14 protein-coding genes are annotated in these 21,480 nt (G+C 66.4%); 7 read left to right on the top strand and 7 right to left on the bottom strand.

From position 1 onward, the window contains the following. Positions 1-33: 33 nt before the first annotated feature. Together AQ611_RS14980 and AQ611_RS14975 are read right to left on the bottom strand one after the other, a co-directional pair. Positions 34-1,332, bottom strand: coding sequence for a c-type cytochrome (locus AQ611_RS14980; RefSeq protein WP_059519625.1), 1,299 nt, complete (start codon positions 1,330-1,332; stop codon positions 34-36). 19 nt (positions 1,333-1,351) lie between these two features. After that, a complete protein-coding gene (locus AQ611_RS14975) occupies positions 1,352-2,113 on the bottom strand; it encodes a c-type cytochrome (protein ID WP_059519626.1) in 762 nt (253 codons plus the stop codon). Positions 2,114-2,525: 412 nt separating this feature from the next. Here AQ611_RS14975 and AQ611_RS14970 point away from each other — a divergent pair, with 412 nt between their 5' ends. Then, a complete protein-coding gene (locus AQ611_RS14970) occupies positions 2,526-3,452 on the top strand; it encodes a CopD family protein (protein ID WP_069234953.1) in 927 nt (308 codons plus the stop codon). A 138-nt stretch (positions 3,453-3,590) separates the two neighbouring features. Here the strand turns inward: AQ611_RS14970 and dgoD are convergent, their stop codons facing one another. Further along, positions 3,591-4,739 (bottom strand): galactonate dehydratase, encoded by a 1,149-nt coding sequence (gene dgoD, locus AQ611_RS14965; protein ID WP_069234952.1) that lies wholly within the window; start codon positions 4,737-4,739, stop codon positions 3,591-3,593. Positions 4,740-5,303: 564 nt separating this feature from the next. Between dgoD and AQ611_RS14960 the strand changes: the two genes are divergently transcribed. After that, a complete protein-coding gene (locus AQ611_RS14960) occupies positions 5,304-5,918 on the top strand; it encodes a heme-binding beta-barrel domain-containing protein (protein ID WP_069235334.1) in 615 nt (204 codons plus the stop codon). Positions 5,919-6,436: 518 nt separating this feature from the next. Then, complete coding sequence (locus AQ611_RS14955) at positions 6,437-6,784, top strand: GFA family protein (protein ID WP_069234951.1); 348 nt, start codon at positions 6,437-6,439, stop codon at positions 6,782-6,784. A 220-nt stretch (positions 6,785-7,004) separates the two neighbouring features. Here AQ611_RS14955 and AQ611_RS14950 read toward each other — a convergent pair whose 3' ends face one another. From AQ611_RS14950 to AQ611_RS14940, 3 genes are read right to left on the bottom strand one after another with little or no spacing between them, the layout of a single operon-like run. Continuing rightward, the gene (locus AQ611_RS14950) at positions 7,005-8,597 is read right to left on the bottom strand and encodes an efflux transporter outer membrane subunit (protein ID WP_102720220.1); all 1,593 of its coding nucleotides are present in this window, start codon (positions 8,595-8,597) and stop codon (positions 7,005-7,007) included. Between the two features lie 14 nt (positions 8,598-8,611). Continuing rightward, positions 8,612-10,198 carry an MDR family MFS transporter gene (locus AQ611_RS14945; protein WP_069234950.1) on the bottom strand — a complete coding sequence of 529 codons (1,587 nt, stop codon included), beginning with the start codon at positions 10,196-10,198 and terminating at the stop codon, positions 8,612-8,614. Next, positions 10,191-11,318 (bottom strand): HlyD family secretion protein, encoded by a 1,128-nt coding sequence (locus AQ611_RS14940; protein ID WP_069234949.1) that lies wholly within the window; start codon positions 11,316-11,318, stop codon positions 10,191-10,193. The genes AQ611_RS14945 and AQ611_RS14940 overlap by 8 nt, the downstream gene beginning before the upstream one ends. Positions 11,319-11,420: 102 nt before the next feature. Between AQ611_RS14940 and AQ611_RS14935 the strand changes: the two genes are divergently transcribed. The 3 genes from AQ611_RS14935 (at position 11,421) to mnmH (ending at position 15,515) form a co-directional block, all read left to right on the top strand. Next, complete coding sequence (locus tag AQ611_RS14935) at positions 11,421-12,197, top strand: CerR family C-terminal domain-containing protein (RefSeq protein WP_069234948.1); 777 nt, start codon at positions 11,421-11,423, stop codon at positions 12,195-12,197. A 380-nt stretch (positions 12,198-12,577) separates the two neighbouring features. Further along, complete coding sequence (locus AQ611_RS14930; protein ID WP_083237335.1) at positions 12,578-14,296, top strand: purple acid phosphatase family protein; 1,719 nt, start codon at positions 12,578-12,580, stop codon at positions 14,294-14,296. 139 nt (positions 14,297-14,435) lie between these two features. Further along, positions 14,436-15,515 carry a tRNA 2-selenouridine(34) synthase MnmH gene (gene mnmH, locus AQ611_RS14925; RefSeq protein WP_069234947.1) on the top strand — a complete coding sequence of 360 codons (1,080 nt, stop codon included), beginning with the start codon at positions 14,436-14,438 and terminating at the stop codon, positions 15,513-15,515. Here mnmH and AQ611_RS14920 read toward each other — a convergent pair whose 3' ends face one another. Continuing rightward, positions 15,516-18,644, bottom strand: a complete 3,129-nt coding sequence (locus tag AQ611_RS14920; RefSeq protein ID WP_083237334.1) for a transglycosylase domain-containing protein — start codon at positions 18,642-18,644, stop codon at positions 15,516-15,518. A gap of 312 nt (positions 18,645-18,956) precedes the next feature. Here AQ611_RS14920 and AQ611_RS14915 point away from each other — a divergent pair, with 312 nt between their 5' ends. Continuing rightward, positions 18,957-21,344 carry a penicillin acylase family protein gene (locus tag AQ611_RS14915; protein ID WP_069235332.1) on the top strand — a complete coding sequence of 796 codons (2,388 nt, stop codon included), beginning with the start codon at positions 18,957-18,959 and terminating at the stop codon, positions 21,342-21,344. The last annotated feature ends 136 nt before the right edge of the window (positions 21,345-21,480 follow it).

Below are 21,480 nucleotides of genomic sequence, written 5' to 3'. Positions count from 1 at the left end.
CCGCTGCCGCGCCCCGTTTGCGTCAAACTCCGCTTAATCCAGCGGCGCGGAACGCAGGTCGCTCACTTGTTGCGGCGAAACCGGCGAACCGTTGTTGCCCCAGGACATCCGGATATACGTGACGACAGCCGCGACTTCCTGGTTCGACAGCGACTGCGCGAACGGCGGCATGCCGTATGGACGGGGATTCTTGAACGTGCTCGGCGGATAGCCGCCGTTGAGTACCATGCGGATCGGATTGACGGCCGATTCCATCATGATAGAACGGTTCTGCGCGAGCGGCGGATACGCGGTCGGCTTGCCTTCGCCGTTCGCGCCATGGCAGGTCGCGCAGTTGTCCGCGTAGATCTTCTTGCCTTGCGCGAGCAGCTCGTTGCCGAACTGCTTCGACGGCTCGTACTGCATGTTCTTCGGCGCCTCGGCCTTTTGCGGGATCGACTTCAGGTAAGTCGACATCGCGCGGGTGTCCTCGTCCGTCATGTACTGCAGGCTGTTGTGCACGACGTCCGCCATCGGGCCGAACACGGCGCCCTTGTTGGACACGCCTGCTTGCAGCAGATCGGACAGTTCCTGGACGTGCCAGTCGCCGAGGCCGAGTTCCTTGTCGTTCGTCAGCGACGGCGCATACCAGTTCTGCAGCGGGATCAGGCCGCCCGCGAACGCCGACGACGAGACCGGGCCGCCCATCATGTTGATCGACGTGTGGCACATCGAGCAATGGCCGAGGCCCTCGACGAGATACGCACCGCGGTTCCATTCGACCGATTTCGTCGGATCCGGCTTGTACTCGCCTTCCTTGAAGAACAGCGTGCGCCAGCCGATCAGCAGATTGCGGTTGTTGAACGGGAACTTCAGCTCGTGCGGACGGCTCGGCACGGCCACCGGCGCGACCGAGCGCAGATACGCGTAGATCGCGTCCGAATCGGCGCGCGTGACCTTCGTGTAGCTCGCGAACGGGAAGCCCGGATAGAGCAGGCTGCCGTCCTTCGAGCGGCCGGTGTGCATCGCGCGGTAGAAATCGTCCGACGTCCACTTGCCGATGCCGTTCTTGTCGTCCGGTGTGATGTTCGGCGTGTACATCGTGCCGAACGGCGTGGCCATCGGCAGGCCGCCTGCGAACGGCTTGCCGCCGCGCACGGTGTGGCATGCGATACAGTCGCCGACGCGCGCGAGGTATTCGCCCTTCTTGATGAGCGCGGCCTGATCGGCGGGCGTGGCCGCGACGGCGGCGTTGCCGTGCAGCGTATCGTTGCCGGGCCACAGGACCGGCACGAGGGCCGCTGCCGCGACGATCGCGACAGCCGAGAATGCAAACAGGGACTTGCGTTTCATTTAGTCTGTCTCCCTTGCCTTATTGCGGTTCGCTGCCGCAGGCGAGCGGAGTCTTCATCGAACGGGCCGGGGCCGGCACGGGGTTGGCGGGCGCCGGCTGCGCGGCGAGCCACGCGGTCACGGCGGTCACGTCCTCGTCGGACAGCTTGCTCGCGACCTCGTGCATGCAATCGGGCGCCTTCGCATGGCGGGTGCCCGAGCGCCATGCGCCGATTTGCGCGCTCAGATAATCGCTGTGCAGGCCGACGAGACCCGGGATCGCGGGCTGCATGCCGGTCAGCGCGGTGCCGTGGCATGCGACGCACGCGGGCAGCTTCTTCGACGGATCGCCGCGCAGCGCGAGCTGCTTGCCGCGCTCGACGACGGCCGCGGGCACGGTGGGCTTTGCCGGCGCCGGATACGGCGGGCGTTGCTCCGAGAAGTGCTGGGCGATCTCGCGCAGGTAATCGTCGTTCAGATACGTGAGCAGGTAATTCATCGGCGGATACTTGCGGCGACCGTCGCGGAAGTTCACGAGCTGGTTGTACAAGTATTCAGCCGGCTTGCCCGCCAGACGCGGGAAGTAGTCGTTGTCGGTGCCCTGGCCCTGGGTGCCGTGGCAGGCCGTACAGCCGCGCACGCGCTCGGCCATCGTATCGGGCGCCTTCAACGGCGCCTTCGCGGCGGCTGGCTCGGTGGGCTTGGTTTGCGCGTGCGCAGTGCTCAGCAGGCCCGCTGCGCCCGTCAGCAAGACGGCGAACAGCGGACGGAAAAGGCGTCTAGAAGACACACGGGACTCCATTGTTATTCGTCGGGGACCTGACCGGGCTCCGATCGGCTCGGCATGACGGCAAGAAGCAAATGATGGCAGGCAGCCGGGCTGCTGCGACGCGGCATTCTATCATCGATGGTTAATGGCGGCTATTTGACGCACAGTCGGTGAATCAATCCCGTGGCCCGGTTGCGACAATTTGCCGCGCGAATGGCGGCCCGGACGGCCGCAAGCTGCGCAGCCGCGTGCAATGCCCGTACACTCGGGGGCGACGCTCGGACAGCCGGTCCGGGCGCCGCCGGTTTTTTCTCTGATGCGAGTCGATGAAGTCTTCTTTTTCTTGTTTTTCGGAATTTTCCGCGCAAATTCCTCATTTCCATCATTTTTCAGACGTGATCCTTGAGCAGGCGGCGTCGCGCGCGAGCGGCGCGGGCGGTGTGCGATGAAGCTCGACAGTCTGTGGTTGGGTCAGGCGGCGCTTGCCGCGCTCGGCGACGTTGCGTTCGCAGTTGCCGTCGGGTCCGCGCTGATTGGTATGTGGCTGGCTCAAGACGGCGCGACGAAGGTCACCGCGCCGTCGCATCCCGCGTGGCGGCAGGCGCTGCGGTCGCTGGCCGTCGCTGCCGTGGTGCTGGTGCTTGCCGATGCGGGCTGGCTCGTCTATCAGGCCGCGTCGATGAGCGGCACGGGCCTCGTCGGCGCGTTCGGCGCGATTCCTGCCGTGCTCGCGCAGACTCACGTCGGCTATGCGTGGAGCGTCGCGTGTGGCGGCGCGATGCTGTTCGCGGTCGCCGCGTTCGTGCGCCCGGGCGGCTCGCTCGCGGGCGCGCTGTACGGGCTCGCGGCGCTGATCGTCGCGGCCGGCAAGGCTTCGTTGGGACACGCTGCCGATTCAGGCGTGTTTTCGGCGGCGATCGGCGTGCAAATCGTGCATATTGCCGCGACGGCGGTGTGGGGCGGCCTCGTGATCGCGGGCGGCATGGCGGTGTTGCCGGCCATGCGCGCGTCGGTCGCGCGCGGCGCGCTGATCCGCATTGCGCAACGGCTGTCTGGCGCGTCGGCGGGGGCGTTCGCGTTCGTGCTCGTCACCGGCTTGCTCAACGCGATGCGCGCGACGGACGGTATGTTCGCGTCGATCGACGCGAGCCCGTGGGGGCGCGTTTTGTTGCTGAAGCTCGCGCTCGTCGCGCTCGCCGCCGTGCTCGCGGCGCTGAACCGCTTTTCGGCGCTGCCGCGGTTGCGCCGCACCGCGTCGACCGAGGATGCCCATACATTCAACAATGTGCTGCATCTCGAAGCGGTGACGATGATCGGCGTGTTTATCGCGGCGGCGGTGCTGTCGTCGACGGCGCCTATCGCGGCAGGGTGACGGCGCGGCATGTGGTGGTGCGATCGTGGCCTGCGGCGCCCGGTGAACCGCCACGCGGGCGTTCGGCACGCACGGGCCAAGCGATTCTGGCGCAGCGAAGCGGCGTGACGGGTTCTGCCGCGACGCCGGCCTTAGCGCTCACCATTCCGCGACGCTGCCGTCCGCATGCCGCCAGACCGGGTTGCGCCAGCGATGTCCGGTCTTCGCCATCTCGCGGACTTTTTCCTCGTCGACGTCGATGCCGAGCCCTGGGCCTTGCGGAATCGCGACGAAGCCGTCCGCGTAGCGGAACACGTCCGGGTTGCGCAGATAGTCGAGCAGATCGCTGCCCTGGTTGTAGTGGATGCCCAGGCTCTGCTCCTGAATGAATGCGTTGTAGCTGACCGCGTCGAGCTGCAGGCACGCGGCGAGCGCGATCGGCCCGAGCGGGCAGTGCAGCGCGAGCGCGACGTCGTAGCTTTCCGCGAGCGTCGCGATCTTCCGGCATTCGGTGATCCCGCCTGCGTGCGACGCGTCCGGCTGCACGATGTCGACATAGCCGCCCTCAAGGATGTGCTTGAAATCCCAGCGCGAGTAGAGCCGCTCGCCGAGCGCGATCGGCGTGCTGGTCTGGTTCGCGATGTCGCGCAGCGCTTGCGCGTTCTCCGACAGCACGGGTTCCTCAATGAACATCAGCTTGTATGGGTCCAGTTCCTTCGCGAGCACCTTGGCCATCGGCTTGTGCACGCGGCCGTGAAAATCGACGCCGATGCCGACGTATGGCCCCACCGCGTCACGTACCGCGGCGACGTTTTCGATCACGCGCTCGACCTTGTCGAACGAGTCGATGATCTGCAACTCCTCGGAGCCGTTCATCTTCACCGCCTGGAAGCCGCGCTCGACGACGGCGCGCGCGTTGTTCGCGACGTCGTTCGGGCGGTCGCCGCCGATCCACGAATAGACCTTGATGCGATCGCGCACGGGGCCGCCGAGCAACGCATGGATGGGCGCGCCGTGATGCTTGCCCTTGATGTCCCAAAGCGCCTGGTCGATGCCGGCGATCGCGCTCATCGTGATCGGGCCGCCGCGATAGAAGCCGGCGCGGTACATCACCTGCCAGTGATCTTCGATGCGCAGCGGGTCCTGGCCGATCAGATAGTCGGCCAGCTCGTGCACGGCCGCCTCGACGGTATGCGCGCGGCCTTCGACGATCGGTTCGCCCCAGCCGGCGATGCCCGCGTCGGTTTCGATCTTCAGAAACAGCCAGCGCGGCGGGACGACGAAGGTTTCGAGGCGGGTGATTTTCATCTGGATGTCTCCTGGTTCTGACGATTTCGCGCGCAACATCGTACATCCGCGGGCGGGATAAGCAGAATCGATCGCGCGGTTGTGCAAATAGTGGTCAGGATGCGGGCGGGGCTCAAGAGGGCGTCGGCGCAGCGCTGCGGTTCGGCGCGATTGGGGCCGATTTCGGTTGACCGGGATGCAGCCGTTTCTGCGCCGGCGTCATTGCCTGGCTCAATGTGCGCGGAGCATTCATCCAGCTTTTCGCGTTTATGTGTTCGGACCGGTAACCTGCTGTTTGGCGCAATGGCACCGGCGCTTTGATTTTCTTGGTTTATGCGTCAGTACTTTGGAATATTGGCGCAATGATGTTTATATCGCGTGATGAAATCGGCGGGGCCGATGAAACAGCGAGGGGACGATTGCGGAAGGGCGCGAATCAATCATTGGATTCGAAGGGGATTTCAATCAATTTAAATGTATATGAGAATCGTCGATCGTATTATTTTAGTTTGTCTCTGAAAATACTTATCTTGATAATATCATATGATATGCTGTATCCGTCCATGGCGAGAAATGGAGGGGGAAATGTTGAGAAAGTTTATTATTTGTTCAATGATTTTCGCATCGATGACGTCCCACGCAAAAGATACCGTAATCGATGGAATGGATTTTGGGCCGTTGGCGAAGTTGGTTGGAACCTGGAAGACCATAGAGTCCGGTGGCGTCGATGTTGCTCCTGGACAAGCTACCTCGAAAGTGGGCAAGGGAATGCCCTCGGTATCGCCATACTACGAAGTGCTGACGTTTGAGCCGGCCGCTGACGCCACGAATGCGAGCGAGCAATATCTTGTCGCGATGTATTACAAGCAAGAGGTATTTCGGCGATCGGATCGCAAGAAGTTTCACGATCAGCGTGGATATTTGATCTACGATAAGAAAAACCAGATGGTCTACGATGCGTTTTGTATTCCGCGGGCGGTGTGCGTTTTGGCCGAGGGGAAGGCGGGCGAGAAAATGACGCTTAAATCGCATGGCGTGGCTGAATCGCAATTTATGTCGAAAAATGATAAAACGAATGATTTTTTGATTAATATCGACATAACGGGAGACGAATTAAAGTATTCGCAACAGACTGGGTTGCACGTGTACAACAAGCCGTTTACGCACGTCGATTCGAGTACCTTGAGGCGGGTGAAGTAACGGCTTGTCGTGATTTGCCAGCGGCTTTCGGGATTGAGAAGAAATCTACATGCGCCGCTGGCCCCGGGCCCCTTTCCTCATTTTGCTTGGCGTGCAATGTGCTGAGTGCCGGGCATTTGACCCGGCATGCCGGACGCGGGTCGACGGAGAGGGCCAATTTCGAACGGTTAAGACATATTGCGCGCTTGCGGATTCGGTCCACGAAGGCAGGCTCGAGATACCGTGCGATGGGCTGGGAGACCGTGGATCAATTTTCCAGGATAGAAGGGCTGGCGCTGTTTGGCCGACCCTGTCACGGCAGGCCGCGATCGCCGCTCGCGGTTTATGCTTGCCGACCCGCCGACCCGCCGACCCGCCGACCCGCCGACCCGCCGACCCGCCGACCCGCCGACCCGCCGCTACGGCAGCTCCCCAATTGCGTGCCGCCATCGGCTGAGCTACCGTGATCGCGCGCTCGGCAACCGGCCCCAGAGCCGGCTCGACGCCTATCCGATTCAGTCCTGGTCAAGGAGGCGGTCATGCTATATACCGGCAGTTGCCATTGCGGCAATGTGAAGTTCGAGGTCGAAGGCGAAATCGGCGGAGCGCTCGCATGCAATTGCTCGCTCTGTTCGCGCAAGGGTGCGCTGATGTGGTTCGTGCCGCGTGACAGCTTGCGGCTTCTCATGCCGCAGGAGCGCATGAGCACCTATACGTTCAATCGGCATGTGATCAAGCACCACTTCTGCGCGGTGTGCGGCATTCATCCGTTTGGCGAAGGCGTCGATCCGAAGGGCAACCCGATGGCGGCGATCAATCTGCGATGCGTCGAAGGTATCGATCTCGACGCGATTGCCGTCCAGCATTACGACGGCCGGTCGCAGTGACGCGGCGTGCGGCCGCCGGTTTTCCGGTGCGACTCGCCGGGCGGCTTGGCGCCCGGTTATGCATCGCTTCTTTTGTGGCGGTGCGCTGCGCTCAGTCGCCCGTGCGCGGAAATCGGCTGTCCGCGATGGATCGAGCGCAGCGCGAGCGGACCTTCGCTTCGGCTGCATTCGCGCAACGCGGGCGGGCGCGCAAGCCGAGGCCGTCATCGCCGTCAGGGTTTCAATTCGGGCTCGTAACCGAACCCACCGTCTGACTTACAACCGGACTCGCAGCCGAGTTCGCGGCCGCACTCGCAACCGGGCTCGCAGCCGCACTCACCGTTGGACTCACAGCCGGCTGCCAGCCAAGCCCGAGGCTTTTTTGCAGCGATACGTAGTCTTTCAGCAATTCCGCGTGGCCTGCGATCACGTTTTGCTGCGCGCTGAATTCCTCGCGCTGCGTGTCGAGCAGATCGATCAGCGTGGATACGCCCGCCGCATAGCGCTGACGCATCAGCGCCGCCGAATGGCTCGCCGACGTTTCGACCTTGCGCAGCGTCACGACGTGCTCGCGTTGATGGCCGTAACGCGACAGCGCGGCGTTCGCGTCCTGCAGCGCGGCGAGCACGGTCTTTTGATAACGTGCGTCGGCCTCGTCGCGCGACGCCTCGGCCGCGCGCACCGCGCCTTGGGTGCGGCCGAAGTCCAGCACGTTCCATTGCAGATACGGCACGCCCATCCAACTGAAGTTTTGCTGGCGAAACAGATGGCCGGGCGCGCTCGCGGAAAAGCCGAGATTGCCCATCAGCGTGAGCTTCGGAAAGTAGTCGGCGATGCGCTCGCCGATTTGCGCGTTGCTCGACGCGAGCCGGCGCTCGGCCGCGCGGATATCGGGGCGGCGCGCGAGCAGCGCGGCCGGCTCGCCGATCGGCACCGACGCCGGCAACCCGGGCAGCGGCGCGGGCTTGGACAACGCAGCGTCGAGCGCGCCGGGCGCGCGGCCTGTCAGCACCGCGAGCCGGTCGAGCGATTCGCTTACTTGCGCGTCGAGCGGAATCAGCGTCGCGCGGGTGTTTTCCACTTGGGTCGTGAGCCGCTCGACGTCGGCGTCAGCGGCCACGCCGCGCGCGCGGCGCTGCAGCGTGAGATCGAGCATCTTTTGCTGGATTTCGGCCGTGCGTTGCGACAGCGCGAGGCGCTGCTGCTCGTCGCGCAGATCGATATACGCTTGCGCGACCTCGGCGGCAAGCGACACCTGCGTATCGGCGAGATCGGCCTCGACCGCGTCCGCCTGGGCCGACGCGGCCTCGATCGCCCGCCGCGTGCCGCCGAACAGATCGATTTCCCAGGTCGCATCGAAGCCTGCCGTGTAGAGCTGCAGCGGGCCGGTGCCGGCCATCGCGGCCGGCATCGTCGCGTTTTGCGCCGCGCCCGCGGGCAAGCCGATCACGCCGGCATCGGGCGCGCGCATGCGCAACGCGGCGGCATCGGCGGATGCCTTGGGCAGCGCCGCGGCGCGTTGTCGGGTGAGTTGCGCGCGCGCCTCGCGCAGCCGCGCTTGCGCGGCGTGCAGATCCGGGTTGTGCGCGAGTGCCGCGTCGATCAGGTCGTTCAGATATGTATCGCCGAGCGCGAGCCACCATCGGCTCGGCTCGGGCGCGACGCTTGCGACGCCTGCCGCCGGTGCGCGCACGAACGTCCGCGCGTGCTGCACGCCGTCGGGCGCGCTCGGCGCGCCGCGGTAATCGGGGCCGACCGTGCAGCCGGCAAGCGCGCACGCGGCGAGTGCGGCAAGCGCGGCGCACCCGGTGCGGGAAAAGCGAGGAGCAATCATGGTGAATCGATTCGTCAGTGGCCTGCGGACGGCGCGTTCTGCTGCCTCGCGGGCGTCCTGAGCAGGAGCGCGAGCGGCACGCATGCGAGCAGCGCCAGCCCGAGCAGATAGAAGGTTTCCGAGTAGGTCATCACGACCGCCTGCTGCTGGATCTGCAGCGCGAGCTGGCCGAGCGCACGCATCTTCGCGTAGGCGAGATCGCCTGTCTGAGCGAACCAGCCGGCCGCGTTCGCGGCAAGCCGCTCCTGGCCGAGCGCCGAGTTCGCGCTCAGCGATTCGCGGATTCTCGCGGCGTGAAACGTCGTGCGCCGATCGATCACGGTGCCGATGATCGCGAGCCCGATCGAGCCGCCGAGATTGCGCGCCATGTTGTAGAGGCCCGCCGCGTCGCCCGAATCCTCGCGCGCGACGGCTGCCATCGACGCCTGGTTGAGCGGCATCATCGCGAGCATCTGCGCGACGCCGCGGATGAGCTGCGACCAGACGAAGTCGTGGCCGACGCTTTGCGCGGTGAGGTCGATGTCGAGCATGCAGCTTGCGAAGAACAGCAGCAGCCCGCCGATCACGAGCACGCGGAAATCGACCTTGCCGAGCAGGCGCGGCAGGATCGGCATCACGAGGAACGCGGGTAACCCAGACAGCAGCATGATCGCGCCGGATTGCTGCGCGTTGTAGCCGGCGACGATGCTCAGGAACTGCGGCAGCAGGTACGACACGCCGTAGAGCGCCGCGCCGACCGCCGACACGATGACGATCACGCTCGCGTAGCGCGGATTGCGCATCAGCGAGAGCCGCATGATCGGCCGCTTCGCGGTGAGCTGCGACAGCGCGATCAGCAGCATGCCGAACGCGGAGATGCAACTGAGCGTGACGATCATCTGCGATTCGAACCAGCGCTCGCGCTGACCTTCCTCGAGCACGACGGTCAGCGTGCTCAGGCCGATCGCGAGCCCGGCGATGCCGAGCCAGTCGGCGTTGACGAACGCGTGCCACTGCGGCCGATCCGATGGCAGCCCGACGAGCAGCAGCGTCATCAGCAAGATGCAGACCGGCAGATTGATGAAGAAGCACCAGCTCCAGCTCACGTTTTCCGCGAGCCAGCCGCCGAGCACCGGCCCGAACAGCGGGCCGAGCAGCACGATGAGGCCGAACAGCGTCATGCCCACCGGCAATTGCGAGACCGGCAGCCGCGTGCGGATGATGGTTTGCGCGGTCGGGATCAGCGCGCCGCCCGTGAAGCCCTGGCCGATGCGCCCGGCGATCATCATCGCGAGCGTGCCCGACCAGCCGCACATCATCGAGAACGCGACGAAGAGCGCCGCGTTCGCGAGCAGGAAATTGCGCAGCCCGAACACGCGCGTCAGCCACGCGGCAAGCGGAATCATCACGATTTCCGACATCAGGTAGCCGGTGGAGATCCACGTGCCTTCGGTGCCGGTCGCGCCGATCTCGCCCTGGATCTGCGGCAGCGCCGAGTTCGTGATCGAGATGTCGAGCGTTGCCATCAGCGCGCCGAGCGCGCCCGCGGCAACCGCGATCCAATCGGCCGCGCTCGCGCGCTCGGGGTGCGGCGGCATGGCCGCGGCGTTCGCATCAGCCATGACGTTTCGCCGTGTCGTCGCCCGGGTTCGAGCGCGTGTCGACGTCGACGGTGACGGACAGACCCGGCACGAGCACGTCGCGCGCATCGCGATCGGCATCGACGCGGATGCGCACGGGCACGCGCTGGACGATCTTCGTGAAATTGCCGGTCGCGTTCTCGGGCGGCAGCAGCGCGAACTGGGAGCCGGTGCCGGGCGCGAAGCTGTCGACGACGCCGTGCAGCTTGCGCCCGGGCAGCGCATCGATGCTCAGCGTGACCGGCTGGCCCGCGCGCATCCGGCCAATTTGCGTTTCCTTGAAGTTCGCGACCAGGTAGGTGTCCTGCACCGGCACGACGGTTAGCAGACGCGTGCCGGGCTGCACGTATTGGCCGACGCGCACCGTGCGGTCGCCGACGCGCCCCGCGAACGCGCTCTTGACGACCGTGTTGTCCAGATCGAGGCGCGCCTGTGCGGCGTTTGCCTCGGCGGCCTCCAACTGCGCGCGCGCCTGCGCGAGCTGCGCGCCCGTCGATGCGATTTGCGAGCGCGCGGCGGCGAGCGCCGCGGTATTCGCGGCGAGCGTCGCCTGCGCCTGGTCGCGTGTGCTCTTCAAATCGGCGAGACGCTCGGCGGTTTCGGCGCCCGTCGACACGAGGGGCGCATAACGCGCGACCTCGTCGCTCGCGTGGCGCGCGCTGACCTGCGCGAGCCGCCGTTGCGCATCCGCCTGCGCGATGTTCGCCTGCTGTTGCCGGATCTCGGCTTCGGCGCGCGCGATGTCGGCGCGGCGCGCGTCGACGGTCGCGAGCGCCTGGTCGAGCGACACCCGGTACTGGCGCACGTCGAGGCGCACGAGCGGGTCTCCCGCATGCACTGGCTGGTTGTCGCGCACATAGACGTCGGTCACGTAGCCCGACACCTTGGGCGCGATCACGACGCTGTCCGCTTGCAGGTACGCGTCGTTGGTGCTTTCGATGAAGCGGCCGACGCTCCACCAGCGCGCGAGCCATATCGCGCCCGCGATCGCAGCGATCACGCCCAGCACGATCCCGATCGTGCGTTTCGACGGCCGGCGCGCGGGCGCCGCCGCGTCTTCCTGGCGATTTCCTTTCGGCGGATTGCCTGCTGCTGTCGACATCTTGACTGTCCGATTCCGTTCAATTTATTCCAAGTGGAAGAATTATTCCGCTTGATAAAAATAAGTCAAGTAGAATGCGCAAAGACGATTCACGAGAAGGTTATGAAAGAGGCGAAGAAGCTTCGCCGTGCGTCGGCCGCCGGCTACGCGCGCGGAGAAGAGACGAAGCAGCGCATCATCGAGGCGGCCGTCGAGCTGTTCGGCGAACATGGTTTCGCCGGCGCGTCCACGCGCGACATCGCGGCGCGCGCGGGCGTCAATGCGCCCGCGTTGCAGTATTACTTCGAGAACAAGGAAGGCGTGTACCGCGCGTGTATCGAGGCGATCGCCGATCAGGCGTGGAACGAGTTCGGGCCTGCCGTCGAGCACGCGCGGCGGGTGCTCGACGCGAACGCGCCGGTGCCCGAGCTGATCGAGGCATTCGTGCAGATCCTGGAAGTCGTCGCCGGGCGGATGTTCGAGAAGGCGAATAAACAGAGCCAGCGGATGTTCTTTGCGCGCGAACAGGCCGGCTACGAGCCGGACAGCGCGACCGAGATCATCACGCGGCGCGTGCGCCGGCCGCTCAACGACGTGGGCGCGGCGCTCATCGCGCGCATCACGGGCAGCACGCCGGACGATCCCGTCACGCTGATTCGGATGTCGAGCCTGTTTGGCCAATTCGTGATTTTTCATACCGCGCGGCGTTCGATGCTCACGTTGCTTCAATGGAACGAGTTCGACGATGCGCGCGTGGCGCTGCTGAAAGCGACGATCAATGCTCAGACGCGCGCGCTGCTCGAGCAATGGAGCCGGGAGCGCGAAGCGAAGCAGGCCAAGCGCAAGCCGTCGCGCGCGGCGGCCGCCGCGACGGGCAGGGCGGGGCGCTCGACGCGCTGATTGCGGGGGCGCGGCGAGGCGGCGGGGCGCGGGCGTTATGAGGTGCGCAGGGCGCGCGTGCAGCCGGCATCGTGATGTCCGGGCGGGCGCCGGATGCCGGACGCTTAGCCGAATGGAGCTTGCATTGCGTGATACGCGTGCTTACCGTGCTGCTCGCAGTCGCAGTCGCAGTCGCAGTCGCAGTCGCAGTCGCAGTCGCAGTCGCAGTCGCAGTCGCAGTCGCAGTCGCAGTCGCAGTCGCACCATACGCCTACGCGCCTACGCGATGACATCGCGTCGTCACACTTTCCGGTCTATCGTCGCGTCCTGTATTGCAACGATTTCTCCGCGCAGCGAAAGCTGCCTTTCGCCCCTCGACCGCCGAAAGCAGAACGACAGCCATGCCGAACAAGACCGCCAGCGAAGCGCCCGAAACATCCGAAACGCCCGAAACACAGGGCAAGCCGCCCGCCGATCCGCACGCGTGCGTGTCGCGCCGCGGCTTCCTGAAATTCGCCGGCGCGTCCGGCTTCGCGAGCGCGGCGAGCGGCTTCGCGGCCGCGCGGGCGACGGCCGCCGCGCCGGACGGCACCCCCGAGCAGATCCATCTGACCTGGGGCAATGGCGACGCGTCGGAGGTGATCGTGTCGTGGGCGACGCTTGCGGCCGCGGTGAATCCGCGCGTGCGCTTCATGGGTCCGGACAGCGCGTGGCGCACGGCGCATGGCGTGCAGCGCACCTATACAGACGGCCTGAACGGCGAGGTGGTGTTCACTTACCATGCGCGGCTGCACGGCCTGAAGCCCGGCGCCGTCTACCGTTACGAGGTCACGGCCGACAACGACAGCAATGCCGCGCAGCCGTTCGCCGCGCGCTTCCGGACGGCGCCGCACGGCCGCGCGCCGTTTCGCTGGACGAGCTACGGCGATCTCGCGACGCCGAACACCGGCTGGGTGCTGTCGTCGCCGCAAAGCCGTTTCGCGGTGCAGGCGGTCGAGCGCTTCGAGCCGCTCTTCCATTTGCTGAACGGCGATCTTTGCTATGCGAACCTGAACCCGCAGCATCAGCCGGCCGTGTGGCGCGATTTCGGCAACAACAACCAGACATCGGCCGCGAATCGTCCGTGGATGCCATGCCCCGGCAATCACGAAGTCGAGTTTCACAATGGCCCGCAAGGCTTCGATTCGTATCTCGCGCGCTACACGCTGCCGGAGAACGGCACGCGTTTTCCGGGGCGCTGGTACAGCTTTCGCGTCGGCGCGGTGTTGTTCGTGTCGCTCGATGCGGACGACGTCGTCTATCAGGATGCGGGCGCGTTCGTCGCGGGCCCGAATCCGCTCGTGCCCGCGGCGAGCACCGGCAATCCGGCGATCGAGCCCGGCACGTCGTTCTATTTGCGCGGCTACAGTCACGGCGAGCAAACGCGCTGGCTCGAACAGACACTGCGCCGCGCATCGTGCGATCGCGACATCGACTGGATCGTCGTGCAGATGCATCAGGACGCGTTGAGTTCGTCCAAGAGCGGCAACGGCTCCGACAAGGGCATCCGCGAAGCGTGGCTGCCGCTGTTCGATCGCTATGGCGTCGATCTCGTGCTGTGCGGCCATGACCACGACTACGAGCGCAGCTTTCCGGTGCGCGGCTGCCGGCATCGCACGGGCGTCGATGCCGTGACGGGCGAGGTGGTCGATACATTGCAGCCGCGGCCCGTGATCACGTCGGAGCCGGTGGACGGCAAGTACGACACGACGCACGGCACGATCCATTTGATTCTCGGCGGCGGCGGCACGAGCGCGCCGGCCGATACTTACGGCGAGAACCCGGCCACCGGGCTGCCGCAGGCGCGCGTGTTCACGAAGCCGAACCGTCCGGTGCCGGGCGCGGCGCCGAATACGTTCGTGCGGCATGGCGCGGATGCGCTCGAGGACGCGATCTGGTCCGCGCGGCACGATACCGGCACGGGCTACGGGATCGCGGTGTTCGACTACGATCCGGGCGAGCGCGGCGGCGACACGTCGATCACGGTGAAGTACTACCATGCGCCGGGCGCCGACCAGAAGCCTACGGCCGAGTACGAGCTGTTCGAGACGATCGTGCTCAGCAAGGCGCGCCGCAAGTAAAGGAGCGCGACGGCATGCGTCGGCGCACGGTTTGCACCGGCTGGCGCATTCGGCAGCCACCCCGGCCGGCGCAGCGGGCGCACGTGCGATAATAGCGGCCCCTTTGCGCCTGCGATGCGGCCCCGCCGTACCCGATACGTTGAACCCCCAACCCGTTTCCCTCGACCGGATCGATGAATTCGACGAGATCATCGATGTCCGCACGCCGCTCGAATATGCGGAAGACCATATTCCCGGCGCGCTGAACGCGCCCGTCCTCAGCAACGAGGAACGGGTGATCGTCGGTACGATGTACAAGCAGGTGTCGCCGTTCGAGGCGACGCGCGTGGGCGCGGCGATGGTCGGGCGCAATATCGCCGCGCATCTCGATACGACGTTCGCCGATCGTCCGCGCAACTGGCGCCCGCTCGTCTACTGTTGGCGCGGCGGCAAGCGTTCCGGCGCGATGACCGTCTGGCTCAACATGATCGGCTGGCGTGCGTGCCAGCTCGACGGCGGCTACAAGACGTACCGCCGTTCGGTCATCGAGGCGCTCGACACGCTGCCCGACGGATTTCGCTACGTCGTGCTGACGGGACATACCGGCAGCGGCAAGACGCGCCTGCTGCACGCGCTCGCGGCCGCCGGCGCGCAGACGCTCGATCTCGAGGCGCTTGCCGCACACCGCGGCTCGCTGCTCGGCGCGTTGCCCAGTGGCGAGCAACCGTCGCAGAAAGCGTTCGACACGGCTCTGGTACGCACGCTGCGCGGTTTCGATCGCGGGCGGCCGGTCTTCGTCGAGGCGGAAAGCCGGCGCATCGGCGCGATCGCACTGCCGCTTTCGCTGCTCAACGGCATGCATCGCGCGGATTGCGTCAACGTCGAAACCGCGCGGGACGAGCGCGTCGAGTTGCTGTTGCAGGACTATGGGCATCTGTTCGATCTCACCACGTTCTTCAAGATTCAGCTCGAAAAGCTCGTGCCGCTGCATGGGCACGCGCGGATCGGCAAATGGCATGCGCTGCTTGACGAGGATCGGCGTAGCGAGCTGTTCGAGGAACTCGTCGACGTGCATTACGATCCCGCCTATGCGCGCAGCAGCCGCGCGCATTTCGTCCGGTTGCCGCAGGCCGAGCGCTTTACGTTCCGGCCGTTGGCAAGCGATGTCGTCGAGCAGGCGCGCGCACTGCTCGCCCGTCTGGACTCGACGGATTCGCACGCGCGCAGCAAGCGTGCGTGATCAGCGAATGACGTATGGAGCAGGCGCTCGCGGCGCCGGATGATCCGCGGGCAGTGCGGCGGGCAGTAGCGCATTCGTTTGCCGCGCGGGCGGCTGCGCGGGCTGAGCGACGAGCGGCTGCAGCGCCGGCGCGAGTGACTTCAGCAACTGCACCGCCATTGCGCTCGTGAAATCGTAGCGGGCAGCATAGGGCTCGTGCACATAGGCGGTCAGCACACCGAAGAAGCGCTCGCCGAGTGCGAACGCGAACGTCGCGCTGCGGTTGACCTTGCGCGATTCGATCAAGCGCGCGCCGCGCGCATACACGTTGTAACGCTGATCGCCCGTGCCGGTCTTGCCGTATACGTCGAGCGTCCTGCCGTCGGCGAACGTCAGCCCCTGCGCGAGACGCCGGCCGGTGCCCTGCTGAACGACTTCGCGCAGCAGCGCGCGCGCTTCGTTCGCGATTTCCGGCGACAGCAGCGGCTGCGGCGTGCCTGCCGTATGCACGAAGCGGGTTTCGTAAGGCGTGCCGCGCGCGAAGTCGAGCGATGTGATCCGTTCGTCCGGCACCTTCATCCCGCCGTTCGCGATGATGCCGACCAGCTTCGCGAGTGCGGCCGGCTGGTCGCCCGACGCGCCGATCGCCGCCGCATACGAAGGCGTCAGATGCTCGAACGGATAACCGAGCGCGCGCCACGACGCGCCGATCGCATCGTATGCGCGCATCTCGACGATGCGGCGGATACGCCGGTCCTGCGTCGCGTGATAGCGCGTTTTGAAGAGCCATGTGTATGCGCTCAGCCGCGCGTCGCGGCTCGCGTTCTGCACGTCGTCGAGCGTGGCGTCCGGATGCGCGCGCAGATACGCGAGCGTCCACAGCGCGAGCGGATGAACCCCGGAAATGTAGCCGCGGTCGTTGAGATTGAAGCGATCGGCCGCGTACTTCGCATAGAGCTTCGCGAGCGCGTCGTCCGACAGCGTTTGGGCGGCGGGTGTGTGCCGCAGCGCCGCGCGCATCTGCGCATCGAACCATTCGCGCGGCGCGTCGGGCGCGACGCTGCGCAGCACCGTCGCGACGCGCGGCGGCGATTTGCGCACGTTGTCGAGCATCGCAGCGAGCGCGCCGTCGCCGGATCGGCCCGCGTACTTCGTATAAAAGCGCTTCACGTACACGCGGCTTTCGTCGTCGACGAAGCGCAGCAGATAGCGGCGGCGCTCTGCCGGATCGTCGAGCCATTGTGACGGCGGGCCGTTCGCGCGGATCGTTTCGTAACGCACGATGTCGCGCATCAGCCGCACGAACACGAGATTGACCGAATTCCGGAATGCGGCGCGCACGCTCAGCACGCTGTGGTTTTCCCATTTCGCGAAATTCGTGAAGCTTTGCGCGCCGCCGCCGGTATAGAAGGTTTCGCCGGGGTTGGCCGAATATTTGCGCTCGACTGCGGCATCGAGCATCGGCTGCAACGAGCGATCCGGTGCGTGCATCAGATAGTCGAGCGCCCAGCGCGTGAGCGCGTCGGACGGATCGGGCTTGATCTGCGCGAGTTCCGTGTCGCTCATCGCCGCATAGCGCGTATGCAGCTCGGCGACGATCTGCAAATACGTGACGAGCGTGCGCAGTTTCGCGGTCGAACCGAGGTTCAGCCGCGCGCCTTGGTTGATGTCGAACGGCTGGTCGACACTGTCGGTCTGCACGCGCAGCAGGTTCGCGCCGCCGTGGCGTTCGTACAGCGTGAAGCTATACAGAATCTTCGACGGATCATCGCCTGGGCGCAGCATCTCGAAGCCATACAGGCCCGCAGCGCGCGCACCGTCGCGCGTCGACGCGCGCGCCAGCGCCGCCGCGACCGCTTGCTGCGCGGCGTTGTCGAGCGTGTCGGTCGCGCGCAGATCGAGGCGGTCGAGCTGGTAGACGTTGTCGACGCCAAGCGCGCCGAGCAGATACGCGCGCGCCGACGTCACTGCCTTGCGCGTGACGAACGATGGCGCGGGGGGCTGCGCAGGCGCGGCGCTGCGCTCGATGCGCGCGGCCAGCGCGGCATCGCGCAGCGGCGGTGCAATCACGTCATTGCTCGCGAGTAAGCGCAGATAGCTGTCGGTGAGCCGCTGCAACGCCGGATAGCCGCGATTCAGGAAGTATGACGGCGCGCGCTGCGCGATCATCAGCGACAGCGTCTGCCTGAACGCGACGCCTTGCGCGCCGGCGTTGTCGGGCGTGAACGGCGCGGCGAGCAGGCGGTTGACCTCGTCGAAGTCGCGGCCGTACCACGCGGCAAGGCCATCGCCCAAGCCCGTCACTTCGCCGATATGGGGCCGTGCGGCGAGCGGCACGGCGTTCAGGTAATGGACCACGATCGCCCGGCGCGCGGGCATCGTCTGCGCGCCGTTCAAATACGCGCGTACCGACGCCGACGCGATCTGCCGAAGTTTCTCCGGTGGCGTCGCCGTGCGCCCGTCGGGCGAGTGCCGGAATTTCTCGATCTGTGTCGCGAGCGTGCTGCCGCCTGCCGCCGCATGATGCCGATTCACGACGCGCGTGGCTTGGTCCGCGAGCGCGCGGCTGAAGCGGCCCCAGTCGATCGCGGGATTGCGGCTGGGCTGATCGGGATCGAGCAGGTAGCGGTCCTCGATGAAAAGCAACGACTGGACGATGACCGGCGGGATCGCGGCGAAGTCGCGATAGACGTGATGCGGATAGACGGCGTCGAAGAGCGGTGCGTTCGCGGTGTCGACGATCGACAGGCCAGCCTGATCTTTTTCGCCGTAGGGCAAAAACAGGCCGTCGTCGGCGAGCGCCAGCATGCGCTCCGACGCACGTGCCTGCGACGCGACGGCAAAGCCTCGAGACAACAGGCGTTGCTCGAACGACGGCAGCAGCGCGTAGCCGAGGCGAAGATCATACGGCCCGCGCTCGGGAAAGCGGATCCGGTGGTTGACGCCGTCACCGGGTTCGTAGCCGATGCCGCGCGTGAGCGCCGACAGAAACCGCGCCTGCAGCCACGATGTTTCGATTTCGATTTGCACGAGCCGCGCGGCGGCGGCGAATGCGATCAGCACGATCGCCACCAGCGACCATTTGACACTCTTCCAGGATGGCAGCGTCCCGGATGGGCGCGGCGTGATCCGAATCAGCGGCCGGTTCATGGCGGCATCTCCCCGAGGGCGCCGGCGCAGGCGACACCCGTTCCGAGTAGTTTAGTACCGATTCGTGCAGTATTCCTTACGGATTGGCCCGGAAAGCAACACGTTTTGGAAACGATTTCGCTTTCGCGATGCTTGCACCGCTGTGGGCGCCGGCGGCGCCGGTTGTGCCCGTCGCGCGCCGAGGATAAACGCCGGCGCGCAAATTCGACTGCGCCGACCTTGACGCAACGCGCGCCGCCAATGAAGATGCGCTGCGCGGCCGCGCGCCCGACGCGCTACGCGATCACGCCAAACCGATGGACTCGCGCATTCATGACGCCCAACAAAAACCGTAAGCTGCGCTGGCTCAAGATCCTGTCGGGCCTGATATTGGCGATCCTGCTGACCGCGGTCGCGGGCATGGCCGCGTGGCTGCGCGCGAGCCTGCCGCAGCTCGACGGCGACGTGCGCGTGCCGATGCTCGGCGCGCCGGTGACGGCCGGGCGCGATGCGTTCGGCGTGCCGACGATCACCGCGCGCGACCGCTTCGATGCAGCCTACGCGATCGGCTATCTGCATGCGCAGGACCGGTTCTTCCAGATGGATTTGCTGCGCCGGATCGGCGCGGGCGAACTGTCGGAGCTGTTTGGGCCGCAGGCGCTCGGCGTCGATCGCGAGCATCGGTTGTTCCGGCTGCGGGAGTTTGCCGCGAACGCATTGTCGCAACTGCCGGCCGACGATGCGCAGTTGCTGCAGCGCTACACGCGAGGCGTCAACGACGGTTTGTCCGCGCTGCATGTGCGCCCGTTCGAATACGGGCTGTTGCGGATGCCGCCGAGATTGTGGCGGCCGGAGGATTCGCTGCTCGCGATCTGGGCGATGTATTTCGATCTGCAAGGCAGGCTCGCGTCGCGTGCGGTGGCGCGGCGCTGGTTGCAGGAACATGCCGAGCCGCGTCAGCTTGCGTTCTTGCTGCCTGAATCGAGCCGTTTTGATGCGCCGCTCGATGCGCCCGCGATCGCCGGGCCGGCCGCGCCGGTGCCCGATGCCGCGCCCGCATGGTTGCGTGCCGCACCGCCGCAACCCCCCGGCAACGCCGGCGCACGTCTCGTCTCGATCGACGATCAATCGTCGGTCGGCAGCAACAATTGGGTGCTGGCCGGCCCTCGCAGCGCGACCGGCGCGGCGATCGTCGGCGACGACATGCATCTGGGGCTGCGGCTGCCGAACATCTGGTATCGCACCGCATTTGCGTATCGGAGCGACGCAGGCGTGGTGCGGCGCGTTGCCGGCGTCACGCTGCCGGGCGTGCCGGCTGTCGTGGTCGGCAGCAACGGCCAGGTTGCGTGGGGATTCACCAACGGCTACGTGAACGGTCTCGAACTGGTGCCGCTCGAGCCGCACGAGAGCGATGCGCACACCTTCCGGCTCGGTGGCGCGTGGGAAGCCGCACACGCCTATACCGAAACGATCCGGGTGCGCGACGCCGCGCCGGTCCAGATGACTGTGCTGCAAACGTCCGTCGGGCCGGTACGCGAGATCGGCGGCCAATACTACGCAGTCCATTGGATTGCGCAGACGCCCGGCGCGGTGAATCTGGCGCTGGCGCGCATGTCCGACGCACATGATGTCGACGAGGCGATCCACATCGCCCATGCGGCCGGCATTCCCGCGCAGAACATCGTGATCGGCGACAGCGCGGGCCACATCGGCTGGACGATCGCGGGCGCGTTGCCCGATCGCCGTGCGAGCGCGGACGACGGTGCGCCGTCGTGGCGCGTGCCGTTGCCGCCCGATGCGTATCCGCGCATCGTCGATCCGGCGGCCGGTCAGCTGTGGACGGCGAACAGCCGGCAATTGGCGGGCGACGCGTACCGGTTGATCGGCGACGGCGGCGCGGATCTCGGCGCGCGCGCCGGCCAATTGCGCGATGCGCTGACGGCGCTTGGCCGTACCGACGAGCGTGCCGCCTATCAGGTCGACCTCGACGATCGCGCGCGCTTCATGTCGCCGTGGCGCGAGCGCGCACTGCGCGTGCTCGACGACGCTGCGCTCGCCGACCATCCGGCGCGCGCCGAATTCAAACGGTTGCTTGAACACGGCTGGACGGGCCGGGCGAGTGTCGATTCGGTCGGCTACACGCTCGCGCGCGGCTTCCTGTTTCGCCTGTACGACATGCTGTTCGGCGGCCTCGACGCGCGCCTGAAGCAATTGGACGCCGGCGCGGATTACGCGCTGGCGAATCCGCGCTGGCCGGTGCTCGTCGCGCGGCTGCTCGACGAGCGGCCGGCCGCGTGGTTGCCGGGCGGCACATCGAACTGGCGCGACGTGCAATTGAGCGCAATCGACAAGACGATCGCGGCCCTGACCGTGGACGGCGCGCCGCTCGCCGGCGCGACCTGGGGGGCGCGCAATACGCTGAGCATCGCCCATCCGTTCGCGCGAAGCGTGCCATTTTTCGGGCGCTGGCTGTCCGCACCGGCCGATCAGGTGCCGGGCGATATCCATATGCCGCGCGTGGCCGGGCCGGATTTTGGACAGTCGGAGCGCATGGTCGTGTCGCCCGGGCACGAGGAGGCCGGTATTTTCAACATGCCGGGCGGGCAGAGCGGCCATCCGTTCAGCCCATTCTTTCTGGCGGGCCACGATGCATGGGTGAAGGGCGTACCCCAGCCTTTTCTGCCGGGAGCGGCCGAGCATACACTGCGGTTCGTGCGTTGACGCGGCGGCGGCGCGCAAAAGCGCGCATCGCAGGGGCGGCCGGATGCGCGGACCGGTTTTGCTGCTACCGCGCGCCCCTTTTGCAAGAATCGCCCGGGGAGCAGGCGTTTCCAACAATCGACGCGGACGTTCGCGG

The organism is Burkholderia singularis (assembly GCF_001718875.1).
In the GTDB taxonomy this organism is placed as follows: domain Bacteria; phylum Pseudomonadota; class Gammaproteobacteria; order Burkholderiales; family Burkholderiaceae; genus Burkholderia; species Burkholderia singularis.
The sequence above is the reverse complement of the archived record's forward strand: the minus strand, read 5'-3'. Positions and strand labels throughout refer to the sequence as shown.